The organism is Granulicella paludicola (assembly GCF_025685545.1).
Taxonomy (GTDB): Bacteria; Acidobacteriota; Terriglobia; order Terriglobales; family Acidobacteriaceae; genus Granulicella; species Granulicella paludicola.
The window spans coordinates 621,948-643,385 of the sequence record NZ_JAGSYC010000025.1 but is presented as its reverse complement, the minus strand read 5'-3'; the positions used below and the strand labels follow the sequence as shown (position 1 = coordinate 643,385).

The window sequence follows — 21,438 nt, the reverse complement described above, 5'->3', positions numbered from 1 at the left end:
GCACCTACTGATCGCTCGTAGCCCCCGGCGGCGTAATCCGCACCGAGTTTGCCCTGCACGTCTTCACGCTGCCGCAGCTCACAGCCGTCAGGCTCTTCGAGAGACAAACCTCGATCGCTGTCAGCCGATTGTTTCCGCAGGCCAGCACCACATCGCCGCTCGGATCACTCGGATTCGCCGCAGAGAAATCCGCGAGAATCGCCCCCGGCGTCAGCGAGATCGCGTTCTTCAACCCGTTGAGCTGCGACGGCACCTTCACCGCATCGAACGCCTTCCGCTCCGCCTGGAAATACGCATCCGGCGCCAGCCCAGAGCACGTGCCATGCGTCGACCACTCGTGCTGCAGTAGCCCCTGGTCCGGATAGATATCGCTATACTGCCCTGGGTTCGCAGGCCCCGGCGCATTCGAGCAGTTCTCCGGATACGTCCCATCGCTGTTCTCCGGCCATAACCCATGAAGCTCAAACGCCGGATGCGCCGCGCACTCCGTCGCCGTCGGATGCGTGACGCAATACTCCGGCGACCACGACAGCGTCAGCAGATAAAAATCGAACGTCCCCGGCGCAGCCGCAACACCACGATTCCCTCGCCGCTGGCTGCGCGGCTGCGACACACTCTCGCTCCGCACACTGTAGACGCCCGGCCCCGTCTGCGTCCGCTGCGTGTTCGTCACCGTCGTCTCATCCGCGACCGGTGCCTTACACCCCACCACGAACAACACGAACGCCAACACCATCGAACTCCGAATCATCGCTCTCTCCTTCTCAGTTCAGATGCATCTCGCATCCTACACGCCACTCTGCCTTTGTTTGTCATTCCCGAAGGGAATCTGCTTCTCGCCCTGATCATCAAAGGCTCCATCGTCAACCCGCTCTATAAACCTTGCGATGCCGCAGCGCACCTTTGTCATTCCTCTCTCACCTTTGTCATTCCGCAGCGTAGCGAAGGAATCTGCATCTCTTCCACCCATACCCTGTCCTCTCGACCGAACGCTGATCTAGCGAAGCGCGCCGAAGAGGCAGCGAAGAGACCTGTATCTGCAACAGCCAACCTCATCCACCGCAACCTGCCTGACAGCTTTCCGCTCCTTCCGGTAGACTTCCCACCTATGGACTCTCTCTCCCGCCGCCGCTTCCTGCAATCTGCTGCCCTCGCCTCCGCCGCCACGCAGATCATCCCAGTTCTTAGCGCCTCGCCCACCGCAGCGACTCCGGCATGGCCCGAGAACGGCACCCTCGTCCCCGACACCGGCTGGCGACTCTGGCTCGACCCGAAAGCGGACTGGCAGAACGACGACCTCTTCCTCCCCGAAGACGTTAGCTGGGTCGGAGAAGGTAAAGACGCGAAGCTCTGCGGCAAAGGCAAGCCGCTGCCCATCAACGCACCCACCGGCGGCTGGTCCATCCTCACCGCCACCGCAGGCAAAGAAGTCATCCTCCCCACCACCGTCGAGCAGCACTTCTGGGGCAAGTTCGGCGCAGGCACCGACGGCAAACCCCGCCCCTACACCCCCGAAGAGTACCGCTACGCGGCTACCACCCCTCCCGTCGCTCCGGCCGACGACAACATCCCGCAGAACGGAGCGTACTTCGGCGTCTCCTGGTGGTATCGCGAGATCGACATCCCCACCGCCATGCAGGACAAGCGCATCTTCCTGCACATCCGCGGCGCACGCCTCCGCGCAGAGGTCTACCTCAACCAGCAGCTCGTCGGCTACTCCATCATGGAAGAGCTCCCCTTCGAGTGCGACCTCACCCACGCCGCCAACCCCGGCGGCCCCAACATCCTCTCCATCCGCCTCACCAACCCCTTTGGCCGCTTCGACTGGGTCGACGGCGCCAACGCCAAGTGGGGACACCTCAGCCTCTATCGCTCACACGGATTTGCAGGGCTTGATCGCGGCATGACGATCAGCGAATGTCCACGCACTCATAGACTCACAAATGCGTATGTGCTCAATACTCCTTTGCCAAACACGATTTTGGTGCGAGGGACCTACGAAACCAAAACATCCGCACATCAAGACATGCTCGACCCAGTGCTGGACTTGATTGATCCAGAAACAGGTAGAACGGTATGGACCAACGCGAATGCCGAGGATTTTTTCCCCGGGCAAGCGCCTTCAAAGAGCGGCATAAGCAATCAATTCGACTTCGAAATTAAAGCAATGATTCCGAAGCCTAGTCTTTGGGACTTGAATGGAGGCAAACTTTACCACGCTCGCCTCACGGTCAAAGGGAAAGACAATACTACCGACACCCGCACCATCGCCTTCGGCTTTCGCTCCTTCACCGTAGACGGCATCGGCACCATCCCCTCGAAAGACAAGCCCGGCTCCGGCACCAACGCCCTCTTCCGCCTCAACGGTCGCCGCATCCGCATCTACACCTCCATCTCCTGGGGCTTCTGGGGACTCAACGGCCTCTTCCCCGTCCCCGAGCTCGCAGAAAAAGAAGTCACCGCCGCCAAAACCCTCGGCCTCAACTGCCTCAACTTCCACCGCAATCTCCCCAAGGAAGACGTTCTCCGCAAGCACGACGAACTCGGTGTCCTCCGCTACATGGAACCCGGCGCAGGCAAGCTCGCCATCGGCAAACTCCCCGCAGGCGTCGCCACCAACGCCGCTGGCACCGTCATGGAAAAGCCTCACACCGAGGCCGAAAAGTTCGCGCAGCGCTTCATGTTCGTCAAGTGCGTGGAGATGGTGAAGGCCAACCGCTCGCACCCCTCCGTCATCGAGTACTGCCTGCAAAACGAGATCGGTGCTGACCTCAAAAACCCCGACACCCTCGCCATCCTCAAGGCCATGCATGACGAGGACCCCAGCCGCTGCGTCGTCCTCAACGACGGCTTCGTCGCCCGCGGCGCCGCACAAGCATGGTACGAGCCATGGTCCGCCGACCTCAAAGAAGGCAAGCTCCACCGCTCCGACGAAGAGCCGTGGGGCGACTGGTGGAACAACCATCAAGGCGCGGGCGATCAGTGGTACGACAGCTTCTACAAATCACCCACCGACTACACCTACAAGGCTCCCTACAAAGAAATCCTCACCGAGTACGGCGAGATGGAAGGCTGCGCCCGCCCCGACAATCACCCGCTGATGGTCCACCAGATCAAGGAGACCTACAAGAGATACGGCGGCGACTCGTACGATCTTCTCGACCACGAAGAGATCATCGCTGGCTACGAAAGCTTCATCGCCAAATGGGGCTTCCGCAAAGCCTTTCCCACGGCCGAAAGCTTCTTCCTCGCCTGCGGCCGCACGGAGTACGAGTCCTGGCAGAACTATATGGAGAACGCCCGCATCAGCGACGAGCTCGACTTCGCCGCGATCTCCGGCTGGGAGTCGACCGCGATCGAGAACCACTCTGGCATCGTCGACAACCTCCGCAACTTCAAATCCGACCCCGAACTGATTCGAAGCTCCCTGCTGCCGGTGCGACCCTGCGCGAAGCAGCGCAGCACCGTTATTTCGCTCGGACCTCAAATGACTGGTCACGCCATCTTCGATCTATACCTCTTCAATGACACCGGCAAAGCCGTGACTGGCACTCTGACCTTCGAGATGATTACCCCAAATGGACGACGAGCCACTCTTGTGACTTTTCCCGTTCCGAAGAACCAGCTAGCGGACCAATTTAGCTATCTAATCCAAGAAGCTTTCACTACCCCACCGCTGAGAGAAGAAGGACTGTACCAGTTTAGGTTTTCAGTCTCCTCCCTTCCGCTAGCGACACAAACAAAAGAAATCTGGGCTAGTTGCATCGTTGAGACGGAGTTTGCAAAAGAATATGGAATGTCCATCGGCTATTGGCTAAAGTGCGACCAAAATCGACGGCTTGCGGTCTCGGGCATCAGTGAAGCTTTGCGGAAGCAAATCGCTGAGGTCGGAGAATATACATGTCACAACATTCTTGACTTCAAACCTGGCGAACACTACGACCTCATCATCACCTCCGGCATCACCGCCCACACCTCCAAAGACGGCCAGATCGGCGAAACCACCGGCGAATCCATGCCCGTCATGAAGCCCGGCCACGTCGCTGAACCTGGCGAAGTCCCCGAGACCAAACAGCTCGGCCACATCGACCCCGCCATCCTCGAAGCCGCAAAGGTAGGCACGCCGCTCCTCGTCATCCCGCAGGCCGACACGCTTTCCGACGGCTGTGCCCAGCAGCTCGCCGCCGCCGGAGCCTTCACCTACCACGGCAACGTCGGCGACTTCCGCGCCCCGTGGATGGGCAACTGGTACGTCGGCCGCGAGCACCCACTCTTCGCAGGCATGCCCACCAACGCCGCCCTCGGAGGCTTCTACCAGATCCCCGGCCGCCAATCGAACGGTCTGCTCATCGAGCAAGCTCCCAACGGCTCGCCCGTCGAGATCGTAGTAGCCTACTCCCGCGACCACGACCGCAGGATCGGCGCAGGCACCTTCACCACGCGCCTCGGTAAAGGCAAGCTCCTATACCACCGCGTCCCCCCGATGCACCCGGTCATGCAGCAACGCTTCCTCGCCAACGCCATCCGCTGGCTCACCACCTAACCCAAAACGCTTGTCATCAAAACGCCTGTCATTCTGAGCGGAGCGCAGCGAAGTCGAAGAACCCCGAAGCCCATCACTCACCACCAGGGCTCTGACCTTTCCACCCGAGCCCACCCACACCCTCACGCGCTACCATAACAACGTGTTCACCCCAGCCATCCTCGACGAACTCCGCGCCGCCGTCGACGCGCGCGGACTCATCGTCGACCGCAACCAGCTGCAGACCTACGAGTGCGACGGCCTCACCGCCTACCGCACCCTGCCCTCAGCCGTAGTCCTCCCACGCACCACCGCCGAAGTCTCCGCCGTCATCAGGATCTGCGCCGCGCACAGCATCCCTTTCGTCGCCCGCGGCGCAGGTACCGGCCTCAGCGGAGGCTCGCTCCCCGCAGAAAACTCGCTCGTCATCTGCCTCGCCCGCATGAACAAGGTCCTTTCCGTCGATCTCGAAAACGCGCGCATCACCGTCGAACCCGGCGTGACCAACACGCAAGTCACTGAGCGCGTGAAATCCGCAGGCTACTTCTACGCTCCAGATCCCTCCTCCCAAACTGTCTGCACCATCGGCGGCAACCTCGCCGAAAACGCAGGCGGCGCGCACTGCCTCAAGTACGGCTTCACCACCACGCACGTCCTCGGCTGCGAGGTCGTGTTGCCCAACGGAGACATCCGCTGGTTCGGCTCTGAGCACGGCCTCGTCGACAGCCCCGGCTACGATCTCCCCGGCGTGTTCATCGGCTCCGAAGGCACCCTCGGCATCGCCACCAAAGCCGTCCTCCGCATCACGCGCCGCCCTGAGACCGTGCAGACCCTCCTCGCCGCCTTCGACTCCGCCACCGATGCCGCGCAGACCGTCTCCGACATCATCGCCGCCGGCATGCTGCCCTCGGCGATGGAGATGATGGACCGGACGTCGATCTTTGCGGCGGAAGCCGCCGTCCACGCGGGCTATCCCGACTGCGACGCCCTGCTGCTGGTCGAACTCGACGGCCCCACCGCCGAGGTCCAAGCCCAGATGGCGCAAGTCCGTTCCCTCTGCTCTACAAACAAAGCCTGGGAGCAGCGCCTCGCCCAAACCGACACTGAACGCGCCCTTGTCTGGAAGGGTCGCAAAGCCGCCTTCGCCGCTATGGGCAGAGTCTCGCCCAACTACATCGTGCAGGACGGCGTCATCCCGCGCACCGCCCTACCCGCCGTGCTCACACGCATGAAGCAGATGTCCGAGGAGACCGGCCTGCGAATCGCCAACGTCTTCCACGCAGGCGACGGCAACCTGCATCCCATGGTGCTCTACGACGCCGCTAACCCCGGCGAAGAGGACCGCGCCCTCATCCTCTCTTACGACATCCTCCGCATGTGTGTCGACGCAGGCGGCTCCATCAGCGGCGAGCACGGCATTGGCCGCGAGAAGCAGTGCGTCATGAGCTACATGCACGCTGAGCCCGACCTCGCCACCATGCAGCGCGTGCGCCGCGCCTTCGACCCCAACAACCTCGCCAACCCCGAAAAGCTCTTCCCAACGCCACGTCTCTGCGGCGAACGCCGCCACGGCGCCTATATCCCCCACCCCATCGAAGCCGCCGGTATCGCGGAGGTCTACTAAAACGAACTTCATACCTGCAATAGAATTGTCATCCTGAGCGGAGCCTCTCGCGGCTTCATCGCAAGAGGCATAGTCGAAGGACCTGCTGTTAGCTCGTAGTTACAAGATGTTGATCCATTTCAGCCCATGCCCACCAAGACGCACTCCCCCGCTACCACCGAAGAACTCTCCGCCATCCTCCGCGAAGCCTCCGCGCTGGGCCGCACCATCACGCCCACCGGCGCTGGCACCAAGCTCGCCTGGGGCAACGCCATCACCACCGACGACACCATCTCCCTCGCCAACCTCTCCGGCGTACGCGAGCACTCCTGGCAGGACCTCACAGCCACGGTCGGCGCAGGCACAACCTGGTCGGCCCTCCAGTCGCAGCTCGCCAGGCACCACCAGCGCGTCGCCCTTGACCCACTCTTTCCCGAGCGCGCCACCGTCGGCGGCATCCTCGCCACCAACGACTCCGGCCTGCTTCGCATGCGCTACGGAGGTCTCCGCGATCTCGTTCTCGGCATGACCGTCGTGCTCGCCGACGGCACCATCGCGCGCACCGGCGGCAAGGTCGTCAAGAACGTCGCAGGCTACGATCTCCCCAAGCTCCTCACCGGCTCCTTCGGCACGCTTGGCATCATCACCGAGGCCACCTTCCGTCTCCACCCTCTGCCCGCGCATACCTCGACTTTCACCGCGCGCTCTGCCGACATCGCAGCCCTTGCCGACCTCATGCAGCACCTCGTCACCTCCGCCATGAGCCTCGAGGCCATGCAGCTGCGCAATGAACCCGACGCCTTCGCGCTCGACATCCAGTTTGCCGCCGTCCCCGAAGCCCTCGACGACCACGAACAGCGCCTCCGCCGACTCGCCTCGAAGCTCTCCCTCGAACCCACCACGGTCGACATCTACACCACACGCGAACAACTCTTCGCCATCCCCAACGCCACCATCCTCAAACTCACTACACTGCCAACCAAGCTTTCCGCTCTCATCGCAGGCTTCGCGCAACTCGCAGCCCACGGCATCACCGCCCAGGCCGTAGCCGACCCCTCAGGCATCGTCACCGTCGCTCTCGTCGCGCCCGCCGCAGGCCTCGCCACCATCCTCGAAGACCTCCGCGCCCGTCTTGCACCCATCGGCGGCACCGCCGTCATCCTGCAGCGCGGCGCACTTCCCACAGACATTGACCCATGGAACAACCCCGCGCACCCGCCCGCCGCCCTCGACGTCATGCGAGCTATCAAGAACGAGTTCGACTCCCACCGCCTCCTCAACCCCGGCAGGTTCGTTGGAGGCCTCTAGTGCTTCGCCAGCCCTGCTAAACTCTGTCATTCTGAGCGGAGCGTAGCGCAGCCGAAGAACCCCGTCACATCGAAATTCGTCACAACCGCCCGAACCGTTCCGCCACGACTCGTACCACCACAGACTCCATGCCCGAACCCCTCACCCAAATCCAACCCGCCGTCACCCTACCGCTCTCACTACTCGACAAGTGCGTCCACTGCGGTTTCTGCCTCCCCGCCTGCCCCACCTATGTCCTCTGGGGCAATGAGATGGACTCCCCGCGCGGTCGCATCTGGATGATGCGCAAGTCCACCATCGGCGAAGCCAACGAAGACGAACACCTCGACCACAACCTCCGCACCCACATCGACAACTGCCTCGGCTGCATGTCCTGCATGACCGCCTGCCCCTCCGGCGTCGAGTACAACAAGCTCATCGAAGACACCCGCGCACAGATCGAAGCCCACACCGTCCGTCCTCTATCCGAACGTCTCTTCCGCTGGATGCTCTTCAGCACCTTCCCGCACCCCACACGCCTCAAGCTCCTCGGCCTTCCCATCGCACTCTACCAGCGCTTCGGCATCCAAGCCCTTGCCCGCAAATCAGGCCTCCTCAACCTGCTGCCCCGCCGCCTCCATGCGATGGAAGCTCTGCTCCCCACCGTCCCTCTCAACCCTTTCCGCAAACTTCCGAAACTCATCCCTGCACAAACCCGTTGGTCAGAATCACCACAAGACCGGGTGCCCCATGTCCCGCTTCTGGGAAGTGGGTTCGCAGAATCCGTCCCCGTCACCAACACCCTCGGCCGCGTCGCCATGCTCACCGGCTGCGTGCAGGACGCCTACTTCAAGCACGTCAACGAAGCCACCGCCCGCGTCCTCTCCGCCGTCGGCTACGACGTCGTCATTCCTCCCGCGCAAGGCTGCTGTGGAGCTCTCATGGTCCACTCCGGCCTCGAACACGAGGCCATGGACTACGCACGCCGCATGATCGCCATCTTCGAGCGCGCACAGGCCGACACCATCGTCATCAACGCCGCAGGCTGCGGCAGCACCATGAAGGAGTACGCCCACCTCCTCCGCAACGACCCCGCCTGGTCCGGCCGCGCCGCGCGTTTCTCCAAACGCTGCAAGGACATCTCCGAACTCCTCGCCGCTGCTCCCATCACGGCGCAGCTCTCACCGCTCCCCCTTCGGGCCGCTTACCACGATGCCTGCCACCTCCGCCATGCGCAGGGCATCTACGCCGAACCCCGCGCTCTGCTCGCACATATCCCCGGCCTCACCATCGCCGAGCTCGCCGAATCGAACATCTGCTGCGGCTCCGCTGGCGTCTACAACCTGCTGCATCCCGAAACAGCCGATGAACTCGGAGACCGCAAAGTCCAGCACCTGCTCGAAACCAAGGCCGAAGCCCTCATCAGCGCCAACCCCGGCTGCCTGCTGCAACTGCAAGCCGCTCTCCGTCGCAACGGACACGCCGAGCTCCCCACCTTCCACATGGTCGAGCTCCTCGACGCCTCCCTGCGCAGTCTCACAGTAGACAACCTGCTGAAGCGTCACTAAATCTCAAATATTGTCATTCTGAGCGCAGGCGGGGTCCCTAGCGAACGTTCTTTGTTCGTTGGGGTGGCAAGCGAAGGACCTGCTGTTGCCCTCTGCACACTCGCCACAGCTCGGGTACCCCGAGGCTTGAGCCTCGAGTCTCATAAAACGTAGCGAACGGAGGGCTTTAGCCCCAAGGTTTGCTTTTGCACGACGAAGCATGACGCACACCACGTCTCTGAGGCACACTGACTATATGACCGGAACCCGCGAAGACATCCTGCTCACCACCGTCGACACCCTGCTCGAAGCCCGCCGCACCGGCAAGACGCTCACCGACCTGCCCGCCGAGCTCATCCCCGCCGACATCCCCGAAGTCTACTTCGTGCAGGACGCCGTCGCCGCAGCCTTCGGCCCCATCGGCGGCTGGAAGATCGGCGCCCCCACCCCCGAAGCCACACCCGTCTTCGCGCCCATGCCCGCCGCCTGGATGGCTCCCTCCGGAAGCACCCTCACCGATCCCCGCCACCTCTACCGGGGCCTCGAAGCCGAGATCGCCTTCCTCATCGGCGAAGATTTGCCGCCACGCGACACCCCCTACACCCGCGAAGAAGCCCTCGCCGCCATGGCCTCCTGCCATCCGGTCATCGAGGTCCTCGAGTCAGCCTTCACCGACCCCGCCGCCGCCTCCAAGTTCGCCTCCCTTGCCGACCTCCAGATGCACGGCGGCTTCGTCTACGGCCCTGCCTTCGACGCTTGGCATGGTTTCGACTTCAACACGGAAAAAGTCAACCTCTCCATCGACGGCGTCATCCGCGTCGAGCGCACCGGCTCCAACACGTCCGGCGACCTCCTCAAGCTCATCCCGTGGCTCGCCAACGAAGGTGCCACCCGCACCGGCGGCCTCAAGAAAGGCCAGTGGATCACCACCGGCTCCTGGACCGGCAACACCCTTGCCAACAAGAACGCCAGCGTCGACGTCGAGTTCGCCACCGCAGGCCGCGTCCAGATCCGCTTCGCCTAGATTCCACGAAATCGCGACTCCAGCTCTGGCACCTTCCTCGCCAGAGGTGAAATTGCACCGTGCGACCATCCACCCTATTGTCTCGCTTCTATCTCTTCGCTCTTATCTGAACAGGATCCTTGAGTATCTCGACCGGAGGTAGCTTTATCACCGAAGCGGAGAAAACCCGCGTCAAGAGCATCGTCCATACTCGCGTAGCCCTTGATTCAGGGCCGGAGGTCCGTTCGATACCAGCGTAGGGCGAAGCCCTACGAGCTTTGGGGGGAAAGTCCGAGGGCCGGAGGCCCGATCTATAAAGCTGCATCTGAAGGGAAATATTCTGTGTTGGCGACCCCCGTGCCCCTGTTATCTCGCTTCTAACTGTTGTCTGTCACCGGAACAGCAAGCCTACAGCGCATGATCCGCCACAACATCCTCCCCACCCCACACCTTCTGCGCCGTCCACTTCGCGCTCGCATCCTTCCAGAACGGCTTGTCTGCACCCAGCCCAAGCGGCAGAAACGCCTCCAGGCACAGGTACAGACTCCCCGTAGAGATGTAGGTCTCCCCCAGCGCAGGCTGATGCCCCGCCAGTCCAATCGCCAGCCATCCATCCTCGTCGTACGACCCCGCCGCTCCCAGCGAAACCTCCATCGCTGCCGTTAGCGCTCCACGCACCTGCGCGGGCTTCACTCCCTCCGGCAGCTCCTCGCGTAAAGCCGAATCCGCCAGCAGATGAAACGCTCCACACCGGTACGTAATCGACCGTCCCACCACCGGCCAGGTCCCATCGCAAGCGATCATCCGTTCTTGGATCGCCGCATACCGCATAGCGCGTTCGCCTTCCACCTTCGCCAGCTCCGGCCCCACGCCAACCTTCCCCACCGGAGTCTCAAGGACCGCGCGCAGGAGCGGATGGATCACGAAGCTGTCGTAATAGTCCGCATGAAACTGCGGCCCATCGCCATACACGCCATCGCCGACATACCAGTCCTTATGCTTCTGCAACGCCACCTCCACCGGCCCACGTTCCCACTCAGCACCTAACCGCTCCAGCGTCGCCTCCACTGTAGCCGCAAACAGCAGCCAGTTGTTCACGGGAGGCTTGATCACACGCGTCTTCTTCAGTCCCTCGATCAACTGCGCCTTCACCTTCGCAGGCAGCTTGTCCGCCAGCTCCTTCGGAGCCCGCAAAATCCCCAGCCCCAGAAACGCCGCATCCACGACCGTCTGCGAAGTCGCTCCGAACGGCATGGCGTCTGCCGAAGCAGGATCGACCCCGGCAGCGATCGCCTCCCGCGCCAGCCCGCAATACCGCTTACGCAGGTCAGTTTCACTCCCACTCTCCAGCCAGGGAGCAATGCCGCTCAGCGTTCTCCCCAGCGCCTCCAGATAGGTACACTGTCGCCGACTCGCCTCCTGCCCCGGCTTGCTCTCCACCGGCATCACCACCTTCAGCCTGCGCTCACTCAGCGCCGTCAACACAGGCCCGGCAGTCTTCTCCAGGTACATCACCCAGCGTCGACGAACATCCCCAACCGAATCAACGATCGGCGACGCCTCCATCCTCGGCACCCCCGCCGCCATCAGCAGCCCGCTCCCCTGCAAAAACCTCCTGCGGTCCATGTCGCCTCCCCCCGGAATCCTAACGCACACGCTCGCTCTGCCGTATCCTGAACAAGCCATGATCGAACTTCCCGGAGTCACCCTCCAAGCCGCCGTCCCCTCTGCCTACGCCGACATCCTCTCGCCCGAAGCCCTCGCCTTCGCCGTCGCCCTCCAGCGCGAGTTCAATCCCCGTCGCAAGGAGCTCCTCGCCGCCCGCGTCACCCGCCAGCAGCGGCTCGACGCCGGCGAACGCCCTGACTTCCTTCCCGAGACCGCCCTCGTCCGCGCCTCCAACTGGGTCGTCGCTCCGCTTCCCTCCGATCTCCTCGATCGCCGCGTCGAGATCACCGGCCCCGTCGATCGCAAGATGATCATCAACGCCCTCAACTCCGGCGCCCGCGTCTTCATGGCCGACTTCGAGGACTCCACCACCCCCACCTGGCACAACGTCCTCGACGGCCAGTTCAACCTCCGCGACGCCGTCCGCCGCACCATCACTTTCGACGACCCCAACTCCGGCAAGCACTACGAACTCATTCCCAACCCCGCCGTCCTCTTCGTGCGCGCTCGCGGCTGGCACCTAGAAGAAAAGCACATCCTCGTCGACGGCGACCCCATGTCCGGCTCCATCTTCGACTTCGCACTCTACTTCTTCCATAACGCGAAGGAGCTCCTCGCCCGCGGCTCCGGCCCCTACTTCTATCTGCCCAAGATGGAGTCCCACCTCGAAGCCCGCCTCTGGAACGACATCTTCGTCCGCGCGCAGTCGCTGCTCAACGTCCCACAGGGCAGCATCAAGGCCACCGTCCTCATCGAAACCATCCTCGCCACCTTCGAGATGGACGAGATCCTCTACGAACTCCGCGAGCACTCCGCAGGCCTAAACTGCGGCCGCTGGGACTACATCTTCTCCTTCATCAAGAAGCTCGCCGCCGACCAGTCCATGCTGCTCCCCGACCGCTCCCAGGTCACCATGGCCTCGCCCTTCATGCTGGCCTACTCCAAGCTCTGCATCAAGACCTGCCACCGCCGCAACGTCTCCGCCATGGGAGGCATGTCCGCCCTCATCCCCATCAAGTCCGACCCCGAAGCCAACGCCCGCGCCATCGCAGGCGTCAAGATCGACAAAGAACGCGAAGCCACCAACGGACACGACGGCACCTGGGTCGCTCACCCCGGCCTCGTTCCCATCGCGCTCGAAGTCTTCGACCGCATCATGCCGCAGCCCAACCAAATCTCCCGGCAGCTCCCCGACTACGACTGCACCGCCGCCGAACTCCTCGCCGTCCCCACCGGCACCATCACCGAAGCCGGCCTAAACCAGAACGTCGCCGTCGGCCTCGGCTATCTCGAAGCCTGGCTGCGCGGCATCGGCTGCGTCCCGCTCTTCAACCTCATGGAAGACGCCGCCACCGCCGAAATCTCCCGCGCCCAGCTCTGGCAGTGGGTCCACCACCACGCCATCCTTACCGACGGCCGCCCCGTCACCGAAGCCCTCGTCAACGCCGCCATCGACGCCGAACTCACCCGCGCGAAAGCCACCGTCGACCCCAACCGCTTTGCCGCATACGAGCAAGCCGCAAAGCTTACCCGCGACCTCATCGCCGCCCCACGCTTCCCCGACTTCCTCACCCTGCCTGCCTACGAGCAGGTCTTAGCCCACGAGACCCTGTAAACCCTCGCAAAATAGAACCTTCAGGCAGCTTTCCATGCCCTCAAACGCATCCATCTTTACTGTAACTTGTTGAATCGCGGAAGTCGGCTACCCGACAGACTCGCTATCGGCAGTTACGAGTTACTGGAGACATCATGGCAAGAACCACAATCACGAGCGAATCTGTCACCACTGAAGAAGGCGGCATCCTCGCCGTTGATCCCAACTCGGCTGAAAACCTGCTCGCCTCCGCACATCTTGGCGAACGCATCAAGCGCCTCCGCCTCAAGCGCTCCATGGGACTCGTCGAGCTCGGTCGCAAAACCGGCCTCTCCGCCAGCTTCCTTTCGCAGCTTGAGACTGGCCGCGTTGTCCCGACCCTGCGCAACCTCGCACGCGTAGCGCTCGTCTTCGGCAAGGATCTTTCGCACTTCTTTGACTCCGCAGATCCGAACTCGCAGCGTATCTTCCGCATCCAGCGCAAGAAGGATCGTGTCCGGCTTCCCCACGGCTCCAGTCGCGCCGACTATATCTCAGAAAGCTTCGGCATCCTCGTCCCCGAAGGCGGCCTGCGTCCCTGCAAAGCAGAGTTCTTCCCAGGCGACGAATTCCAGCCGTTCCATCCTCATATTTACCCCGGCGTCGAGATGGTGTACGTCCTTGACGGCACCCTCGAAGTCAACCGTCGCGGCGAGCCCCACGTCCTCGAATCCCGCGACGTCCTCTACATCTCCGGCGAGACTCAGCGCACCTACAAAGCCACCGGCGATAAGCCAGCGCAGGCTCTCATCATCAGCTTCGATGCCGAAACCGGAGACCTCCGCCGCAATCGCCGCAAGCTGGTCCCCACCGAAGCGGCATAAACTCCCATCATGTCGGGTGCCCCATCTTTGCGACGGTCTCATCATCGCTAAGGTGGGGCATAGCGCTTTAAGACGCGCGACCTTCCCCTCTCACTTCTCACTTCTCACTTCTCACTTCTCACTTCTCACTTCTCACTTCTCACTTCTCACTTCTCACTTCTCACTTCTCACTTCTCCTGCGTTACCATAGCTCCTTCACCCGAAGGAGCCGCATGCACATCCTCACCCACTGGATCGACAACGCCCCCACCGCAGGCACCTCCGGCCACTCCTCCGACGTCTTCCACCCTGCCACCGGCACCGTCCAGGCCCAGGTCCCGCTAGCCTCCGCAGCCGAGGTCAACGCCGCCGTCGCCTCCGCCAAAGCCGCCTTCCCCGACTGGTCTGCGCAACCGCCTCTGCGCCGCGCCCGCGTGCTCTTCCGCTTCCGCGAAATCTTCGAGCGCCGCCTCGACGAGGTCGCCACCCTCATCAACCGCGAACACGGCAAGGTCTTCTCCGACGCCAAAGGCGAAGCCACCCGCGGCCTCGAGGTCGTCGAGTTCGCCACCGGCATCCCACAGCTGCTCAAAGGCGAGTTCACCGAACAGGTCGGCACCGGCGTCGACTCCTGGTCCATGCGCCAGCCCCTCGGCGTCGTCGCCGGCATCACCCCCTTCAACTTCCCCGCCATGGTTCCCATGTGGATGTTTCCCGTCGCCATCGCCTGCGGCAACACCTTCATCCTCAAGCCCAGCGAACGCGACCCCAGCGCCGCGATCCTCATCGCCGAGATGCTCAAGGAAGCCGGCCTCCCCGACGGCGTCTTCAACGTCATCCACGGTGACAAACTCGCCGTCGACACCCTCCTCCAGCACCCCGACATCGCCGCCGTCAGCTTCGTCGGCTCCACGCCCATCGCCGAGTACGTCTATACCCAGGGCACGAAGGCAGGCAAACGCATCCAGGCCCTCGGCGGCGCCAAGAACCACATGGTCGTGATGCCCGACGCCGACCTCGACCAGGCCGCCGACGCCCTCGTCGGTGCCGCCTACGGCTCCGCAGGCGAACGTTGCATGGCCATCAGCATCGCGGTCACGGTCGGCGCAGAGACAGCCGACAACCTGATCTCGCGCCTCACCTCCCGCATCGCCAACCTGAAACTCGGCAGCGGGGCCCCCGGCACTTCTCCCGAAGCCGACCTCGGCCCTGTCGTCACCCAGGCCCACCTCGACAAGGTCACCAGCTACGTCGCCATCGGCCTCGAGGAAGGCGCCGAACTCGTCGTCGACGGCCGCAACCCGAGACTGACAACTGAGAACGGACAACTCACAACTGAGAACGGCTTCTACCTCGGCGCCTGCCTCTTCGACCACGTCAAGCCAGACATGCGCATCTACAAGGAAGAGATCTTCGGACCCGTCCTCGGCATCGTCCGCGCCAGCAACTTCGAGACAGCCCTCCAGCTCATCAACGACCACGAGTTCGGCAACGGCACCTCCCTCTTCACCCGCGACGGCGACACCGCCCGCGACTTCACCCGCCGCGTCCAGGCCGGCATGGTAGGCATTAATGTCCCCATCCCCGTCCCCATGGCCTTCCACAGCTTCGGCGGCTGGAAGCGTTCCCTCTTCGGCGATCACGCCGTCCACGGCCCCGAGGGCGTCCGCTTCTACACCCGCATCAAGACCGTCACCAGCCGCTGGCCCACTGGCATCCGCACCGGCGTAGACACCAAGATGCCCACCCTCGGCTAACCCCAAAACCCCGCATAAATCGCTATCCAGCCCCTTGAACGCTCCCTTGGACTCCGTCGAAAGGGGCTGACCTTGCCTTTGCTTTTGCCCTCGCCCTCCCCCTCTCCTTTGCCCTCGCCCTCGCCCTCGCCCTCGCCCTCGCCCTCGCCCTCGCCCTCGCCCTCGCCCTCGCCCTTGCCCTTGCCCTTGCCCTTGCCCTTTGGCTTGTCATTCCCGAAGGGAATCTGCTTTTGCTTTTGCTTTTGCCTTTGCCTTTGCCTTTGCCTTTGCTTTTGCCTTTGCCTTTGCCTTTGCTTTTGCCTTTGCCTTTGCTGTCTTGGTTTGTCATTCCGCAGCGCAGCGAAGGAATCTGCATCTGCCTTTGCCTTCGCCTTTTTGCGTTGCCCTTCCCAAAGGGAATCTGCTACTTGCCCTGCTTCCCGTCCCCACCCCCCTAGCCTGTCCTCCTTCGCCTCTCCCTGTCGCTAAATAATCCAGAAACATTACCTTCGTACCCCCTCCACCTATGCAAGAATGGGTCAACGTTAGTACCTCCTGACGTATCCACCTTTGCAAAGGGGCAACACTATGAGGACTGCAGCACTTTTACCGGTATTACTTGCAATGACTTCCGCGGCGTCCAGCTTATCCGCCGCTCAACCCAAGCCCATCTTCCAGGACGCTCAGAATCCCTCCTGTGCCGTGCACTTCTCCGGCATGGCCGTCCATAACAATCGCATCGACTTCGCCTTCGCCAATACCTCGGACCGCACCATCCAGAGCATCGAGTTCGGCGCAGCTATGTACGACAGCAGCCAGCAACTTCATCGAGTGCAGGTCATCGGCGACGTCCACAAACACCTTCGCATCGGCCAGCAAGCTACCTATGACTTGAATATCAAGCCTTGGAAGAACACCAACTACGCCGCCTGGATGCTTTACCCCTCGAAGGTCGAGTTCACCGACGGAACCTCGTGGGATATGACACCCGCCCACGCCTCCTGCGAAGTCGAGCAGTGGCTCAGGACACCCTCAGGCAACCCAGCCAGCCCGCTTCAGGCTGTCAACCAGGCTCCGGAACTAGGCTCCACGAACTAAGCCCTGCAGGGCGCGAGACAAGAAAACGCTGCACCGGACCCTCCGGTGCAGCGTTTTCACTTCCTGTCAAAGCCTAAATCCTGTCAAGCCCCCATCAAGCCTAACCTCATCATTCAAAAGGAGATAATAATTGCATGTTTACCCTTTGTGGTTTGGTAAAATTAAGTAAAGGGACAAATAAGAGAAGGAACACCGCATCTTCCTCTCTTCGTACCGCGCGCACTTAGTGCAGTCTCGGTGCAAACTTAGTGCAGACATAACTCCCTGCTGCTCAAGACTTTAGGACCTGAAGTATGGGGGAGGGGGTCACCCCCCGCATGCCTCATCCGCAATCGACAGATACTTGTCCAGCATGTCGATCCCGCGCTCGATCTCTTCCTTCTCTACGATCAGCGGCGGAGCGATCACAAAGTGCGAAACCCAAGCCTGCATGATCACGCCTTCCGACAGCATCTTGCCCGCAATCTGATCCACCAGCAGCGGCTTGCCTGAAACCTTGTCGGTATACGTGTTGAACGGCTCCTTCGTCGCCTGGTTCTTCACCAGATCGACAGCCCAGAAGAGCCCTTTGCCGCGCACGTCGCCAACACTCTTGTGCTTTGCTTTCAGCGCCTGCAGTTTGGCCTCGACAAACGGCCCAAGCTCGCGAGCCCGCTCCACCAGCCCAAGTCGCTTCATCTCCTGGATCGTCGCCACCGCAGGCAGCAGCGTCATCGGATGCGCCTCGTACGTGTGCCCATGCGCGAAGTAGTGGTCCTGAAAGAAGTCGCCGATCTTCTCGCTCGTCGCACAAAGTCCCAGCGGAACATAAGCACTCGTAATTCCCTTCGCCGTCGTCAGAATGTCCGGCGTTACGCCCCAAAGATTCATAGCGAACCACTCACCCGCGCGTCCCCAGCCGCTCATCACCTCGTCGGCGATCAGCAGCACGCCCGTCTCGTCGCAGACCTTCCGCAGCTTCGGCATGTACTCCGCTGGCGGCACGATCACGCCGTTCGTGCCCACAATCGGCTCGACCAGCACCGCAGCCACATCGCTCTCGTTGCGGATCATGTGCTCCAGATAATCCACGCACGCAATCCCGCACTCAGGATATGTATGCTTGATCGGACACTTGTAGCAATGCACCTCAGGCCCAAAAATAATTCCCGGGCCCTTGCCGCGGGGCTCCATCGCCCAGCGTCGCGGATCACCGGTCGCAGCAATCGAACCCGCAGTTGAACCGTGGTAACTCCTGTAGCGAGCGATCACCTTCGACTTGCCCGTATACATGCGCGCAATCTTGAAAGCCGCCTCGTTCGCGTCCGTTCCGGATGTCGTAAAGAAGAACTTGTTCAGCCCCTTCGGCAGCACCTCCAACAGCAGCTTGCTCAACTCCGCACGTGCAGTCGTCGCATATCCCGGCATCGCGTACGCGAGGTCTTCTGCCTGCTTCTTGATCGCATCGATCACCGCCGCGTTCTTGTGGCCGAGGTTCATGCACATCAACTGCGAAGAAAAGTCGAGATACTTCTTCCCGTTCGCATCCGTGATGTAGCAACCTTCGGCATCGACGATGTGCATCGGGTTCCAACCCTTCTGGAACCGCCATGTGCCATAGTTCGTGTCCTTCGTGATCTGCACAACCTCATCTGAGGTCAACGTCGTCAACTGCTCACTCATAGTCCATCCACTTCTGCCGCGCGCACGCGCTGGCTGAACATCATCCCGTAATAGATTGCTCCCGAAAGGAAGAACCCGACGAACCAGGCATAGTCATACAGAAACGCCACCTGCGGCACAAACCGCCCGACCAGCGCGACAAACACACCCGTCACCAGCGCCACAATCGCCGCTGGATTCAAGCCCCTTCGATACTCGTAGATTCCATCCCGCCGATACAAAGAGTAGCTATCCAGCCGCGTGCCTCGAATCAGAAAATAGTCCACGACCATGATCCCCGCAACCGGACCGAGCAACCCAGAATAGCCGACAAGCCAACCAAACACGTAATTACCAAACGTCGACATCCAATACCACGGACACATCAGTAAGCCGAGGAACCCCGTAATCAACCCCGCCGTGCGGAAGCTTATGACACGCGGTGCAAGATTCGAGATGTCGTTCGAAGGCGAAACCACATTCGCAGCGATGTTTACATTCAAGGTCGACACCAACAGAGCAACAAGCCCGAGAAACGCCACCCAGGGATTGTGGAACCGACCCAGCAACTCAACCGGATTCCAGATCGCATGTCCAAACACCACCGCCGAAGCGGACGTCACCGCAATACCCAACGCGGAGTAAAAGACCATCCCGAGCGGAAGCCCAAGCGCCTGCCCGACAAGCTGCGACTCTTGATTTTTCGCATAGCGGGTAAAGTCAGGAATGTTCAAGCTCAGCGTCGCCCAATAGCCCACCATCGCCGTCAGCGAAGGCACGAAGAACTTCAAAAAGCTCCCAGTGGAAGTGAACCTGCTCGGCGCAGAAAAGACAGGGCCAAGTCCTCCCGCGCGATGCACCATGTAGCCCAGCAGCGCAAGACTCATCACCAGCATGAAAGGGGCCGCGAAGCTTTGCAGAAATCGGATCGACTCAACGCCACGCCACACCACAGCCATATTCAACAGCCAGAACCCGAGGAAGCACACCCACGTCACCATCGGAATTCCCAGCGTGTGCGGCCACAACACACCAACCATCGCGGCAATCGCCTGCCCGCCAATCCAGCTCTGAATGCCAAACCAGCCGCACGCCACAATCGCCCGCAGAATCGCAGGAATGTTCGCTCCAACCGGCCCGAACGACGCTCGCACAAACACAGGAAACGGTATGCCATACTTCGCACCAGCATGAGCGTTCAGTAGCATCGGCACCAGCACAATCAAGTTACCTAGAAGGATCGTGCCGATCGCCTGCTTCCAGTTCATGCCACCCGCGATCAGGCTCGCCGCCAGCATGTACGTCGTGACCTCCATGCACATGGAGAACCACAGAGCGAAGTAGTTATACATCGACCAAGTGCGCTGCGAAGGCATCGTCGGCGCAAGATCATCGTTGTATAGTCGCGCGTCCGGCGCGAATGCGCCCGCCATCACATCGCTGTCCATCACCACATTCGGCTTCGGAAGAATCAACCGATACCTCCAGCATTCGCCTCGCGCCGCACAAACCTGCCGCGGCCCGTCGTTCCGAGAAACTCTCCCGGCTTCGCCACGTTATCGACCACCAGTTCACCGCGAGAATAAACCTTCGCGGCGTTGCCCTTCACCTTCCAGCCCTCAAACATCGAGTAGTCCGTGGCCATCTTCTGCGTCTTCGCAGAGATCGTGTACTCCGCAGTCGGGTCCCACAGCAGCACATCTGCATCGAGGCCCACAGCAACCGCGCCCTTCTGCTTTTCCATGCCGAAGATGCGTGCAGGCGCCGTTGCAGCAAGTTCAACGAACCTCTCCGGCGTGATCCTTCCAACGTTCACTCCGAAGTGCCACAGGATCTGCAGCCGGTTCTCAACACCCGGACCTCCATTCGGAATCTTGCGAAAGTCGCCGCGCCCAAGTTCCTTCTGATCCGCAAACCGGAACGGGCAGTGATCGGTCGACACCACCGACATGGCTCCATCAGCAAGAGCTTCCCACAACGGCTCCTGATTCTTCTTCTCGCGCAGTGGCGGCGTAAAGACATACTTCGCTTCCTCCCAGCTCTTGCCCGGCATCTGATCTTCGATCGACAGCACAAGGTACTGAATACAAGTCTCAGCAAGCGCCTTCGCTCCACGCCCCTGCATAAACTTCAACGCTGCCAGCGCATCTTCATTCGACAGATGCACGATGTACACCGCTGCCCCTGCGATATCCGCCAGAGCAATCGCGCGATGCGTCGCTTCAGCTTCAGCCTTCGGCGAACGCGAGAGCGCGTGATAATGCGGCTCCGTCTTCCCTTCCGCAATCATCTGCGCAACCACAACATCGATCGCGCTGCCATTCTCTGCATGGATAAGACAAAGCGCATTCAACTCCGCAGCCTTCTGCATCACGCGGAACATCAGCTCGTCATTCACCATCAACACGTTCGGATACGCCATGAACAACTTGAAGCTGGAGATACCCGCCGCAACCATCTCGTCCATCTCCGCCAGCGTCTCCGCGCCCTCTGGCCCATGCAGATTCGTCACGGCCATGTGCAGCGAGAAGTCCACGCAGGCCTTATTATCCGATTTCTTCAGCCACGTATCGAGCGCATCCTTCAACGTGCTCGACTGGTTTTGCAACGCAAAATCGATCACCGTTGTCGTGCCACCAACCGCCGCTGCCTGCGTGCCTGTCGTGTAATCATCCGCAGAGGTCGTTCCACCAAACGGCATATCGAGATGCGTATGCACGTCGATGCCCCCAGGCATTACCAGCAATCCCGTCGCATCGACAACCTCATGCCCTTCCGCAGAGATGTTCGCCGCAACCTCGGCGATCCTCTCACCGACGATCAACACATCGAGCTTCTGCGAATCTTTCGCGCTAACGACCGTTCCGTTCTTTATAAGTGTTCCCATGCGACGACTC

15 protein-coding genes are annotated in these 21,438 nt (G+C 61.5%); 10 read left to right on the top strand and 5 right to left on the bottom strand.

The genetic code is table 11. From position 1 onward, the window contains the following. Positions 1-4: 4 nt before the first annotated feature. Complete coding sequence (locus OHL14_RS14505) at positions 5-751, bottom strand: ribonuclease T2 (RefSeq protein ID WP_263380069.1); 747 nt, start codon at positions 749-751, stop codon at positions 5-7. Between the two features lie 54 nt (positions 752-805). Here OHL14_RS14505 and OHL14_RS14500 point away from each other — a divergent pair, with 54 nt between their 5' ends. The 5 genes from OHL14_RS14500 to OHL14_RS14480 all read left to right on the top strand — a co-directional run bounded on the left by OHL14_RS14500 (position 806) and on the right by OHL14_RS14480 (position 9,983). After that, on the top strand, positions 806-4,543 hold the full coding sequence (locus OHL14_RS14500; RefSeq protein WP_263380068.1) for a glycoside hydrolase family 2 protein: 3,738 nt from the start codon (positions 806-808) through the stop codon (positions 4,541-4,543). A gap of 142 nt (positions 4,544-4,685) precedes the next feature. Next, the gene (locus OHL14_RS14495) at positions 4,686-6,146 is read left to right on the top strand and encodes an FAD-binding oxidoreductase (RefSeq protein WP_263380067.1); all 1,461 of its coding nucleotides are present in this window, start codon (positions 4,686-4,688) and stop codon (positions 6,144-6,146) included. A 126-nt stretch (positions 6,147-6,272) separates the two neighbouring features. Then, a complete protein-coding gene (locus OHL14_RS14490; protein WP_263380066.1) occupies positions 6,273-7,433 on the top strand; it encodes an FAD-binding oxidoreductase in 1,161 nt (386 codons plus the stop codon). Positions 7,434-7,561: 128 nt separating this feature from the next. Next, positions 7,562-8,980 carry a (Fe-S)-binding protein gene (locus OHL14_RS14485; RefSeq protein WP_263380065.1) on the top strand — a complete coding sequence of 473 codons (1,419 nt, stop codon included), beginning with the start codon at positions 7,562-7,564 and terminating at the stop codon, positions 8,978-8,980. Positions 8,981-9,215: 235 nt separating this feature from the next. Further along, the gene (locus tag OHL14_RS14480; protein WP_263380064.1) at positions 9,216-9,983 is read left to right on the top strand and encodes a 2-keto-4-pentenoate hydratase; all 768 of its coding nucleotides are present in this window, start codon (positions 9,216-9,218) and stop codon (positions 9,981-9,983) included. Positions 9,984-10,370: 387 nt separating this feature from the next. On the opposite strand, the gene OHL14_RS14475 is transcribed toward OHL14_RS14480, so the two are convergent. After that, positions 10,371-11,588 carry a DUF2264 domain-containing protein gene (locus OHL14_RS14475; protein WP_263380063.1) on the bottom strand — a complete coding sequence of 406 codons (1,218 nt, stop codon included), beginning with the start codon at positions 11,586-11,588 and terminating at the stop codon, positions 10,371-10,373. Between the two features lie 58 nt (positions 11,589-11,646). Here OHL14_RS14475 and aceB point away from each other — a divergent pair, with 58 nt between their 5' ends. The 5 genes from aceB (at position 11,647) to OHL14_RS14450 (ending at position 16,900) form a co-directional block, all read left to right on the top strand. Next, positions 11,647-13,245 (top strand): malate synthase A, encoded by a 1,599-nt coding sequence (gene aceB, locus OHL14_RS14470; RefSeq protein WP_263380062.1) that lies wholly within the window; start codon positions 11,647-11,649, stop codon positions 13,243-13,245. A gap of 134 nt (positions 13,246-13,379) precedes the next feature. Then, a complete protein-coding gene (locus OHL14_RS14465) occupies positions 13,380-14,087 on the top strand; it encodes a helix-turn-helix domain-containing protein (protein ID WP_263380061.1) in 708 nt (235 codons plus the stop codon). Between the two features lie 212 nt (positions 14,088-14,299). Further along, positions 14,300-15,823 (top strand): CoA-acylating methylmalonate-semialdehyde dehydrogenase, encoded by a 1,524-nt coding sequence (locus OHL14_RS14460; RefSeq protein ID WP_263380060.1) that lies wholly within the window; start codon positions 14,300-14,302, stop codon positions 15,821-15,823. 199 nt (positions 15,824-16,022) lie between these two features. Then, positions 16,023-16,295, top strand: coding sequence for a hypothetical protein (locus OHL14_RS14455; RefSeq protein ID WP_263380059.1), 273 nt, complete (start codon positions 16,023-16,025; stop codon positions 16,293-16,295). A 95-nt stretch (positions 16,296-16,390) separates the two neighbouring features. Next, the gene (locus OHL14_RS14450; RefSeq protein ID WP_263380058.1) at positions 16,391-16,900 is read left to right on the top strand and encodes a hypothetical protein; all 510 of its coding nucleotides are present in this window, start codon (positions 16,391-16,393) and stop codon (positions 16,898-16,900) included. Between the two features lie 306 nt (positions 16,901-17,206). Here the strand turns inward: OHL14_RS14450 and OHL14_RS14445 are convergent, their stop codons facing one another. From OHL14_RS14445 to hydA, 3 genes are read right to left on the bottom strand one after another with little or no spacing between them, the layout of a single operon-like run. Next, positions 17,207-18,562, bottom strand: coding sequence for an aminotransferase family protein (locus tag OHL14_RS14445; RefSeq protein ID WP_263380057.1), 1,356 nt, complete (start codon positions 18,560-18,562; stop codon positions 17,207-17,209). After that, complete coding sequence (locus OHL14_RS14440) at positions 18,559-20,016, bottom strand: NCS1 family nucleobase:cation symporter-1 (RefSeq protein WP_263380056.1); 1,458 nt, start codon at positions 20,014-20,016, stop codon at positions 18,559-18,561. The genes OHL14_RS14445 and OHL14_RS14440 overlap by 4 nt, the downstream gene beginning before the upstream one ends. Then, a complete protein-coding gene (gene hydA / locus OHL14_RS14435; protein WP_263380055.1) occupies positions 20,013-21,428 on the bottom strand; it encodes a dihydropyrimidinase in 1,416 nt (471 codons plus the stop codon). The genes OHL14_RS14440 and hydA overlap by 4 nt, the downstream gene beginning before the upstream one ends. Positions 21,429-21,438: the final 10 nt, after the last annotated feature.